Below are 760 nucleotides of genomic sequence, written 5' to 3'. Positions count from 1 at the left end.
GGGTCCCCGTGGCTCAGTGTACGAACCTGCTGGACTTCCGCCCGACCAGGCATGGCCCGCCCCGTGCAGGACCCAATGCTCGAGCATCGGGTGTCCGCTGTCATCGCACGCGATCGTGCGGGTATAGCTGATCCCGCCGGGAGCCTGCCCGCGGCTGACGTTTGATTGCAGATCCGAGCCTGCCTTCGACTGAGCGATGACCTGATCCCCATTGATGGGACTGACGGTCGTGTCGCGATCCCCATGGAACACGATCGTCGGCACGGGCTGCTTGGCTCCACCGTTCTGAGGCGCCCCGCCCTGCCGCATTGCCGCAAATGCCGGGGGCATGTCACGCGCTGCCCCGCACGCCAAGCCCGAGTGGACGCCAACGGCTGCATAGAGATCTGGGTAAGCCGAGCCCATGATCGCCGCTGCTGCCCCACCGGCTGAGAGCCCAGCGACATAGACGCGTCCGGTCTCAACCGAGAAGTCATGCATGATCTGCCGGGTGATGCCGGCGATCAGGGACGGCTCACCGCGATCCCGCTGCTGGTCGCCTGCGTTGAACCAGTTCCAACACTTGGACACGTTGGCCGACTGCGACTGCGCCGGATATGCCACCAGGAAGGTCTGCTCCTCGGCCAGCTCGTTCATCTGAGTCCCAGTGGCAAAGTCGTCCGGCGACTGGGTGCAGCCGTGCAGCATCACCACGAGGGGAAGTGGCTGTCCGGTGTAGCCGCTTGGGATGTAAAGCTTGTAGCCGCGGCCTCCCGCCTCG

The 760-nt window shown here is 65.4% G+C and carries 1 protein-coding gene; it reads right to left on the bottom strand.

Going from position 1 to position 760, the window contains the following annotated elements; translation table 11 throughout:
- Nucleotides 1–760, bottom strand: a 760-nt coding sequence (locus ACYVOK_RS34400) for an extracellular catalytic domain type 1 short-chain-length polyhydroxyalkanoate depolymerase (RefSeq protein ID WP_460666790.1), incomplete at both ends; no start/stop codon positions are given.

The organism is Kribbella swartbergensis (assembly GCF_054784135.1).
Note: the sequence above shows the minus strand (reverse complement) of the source record. Positions and strands in the feature narration are given on the sequence as shown.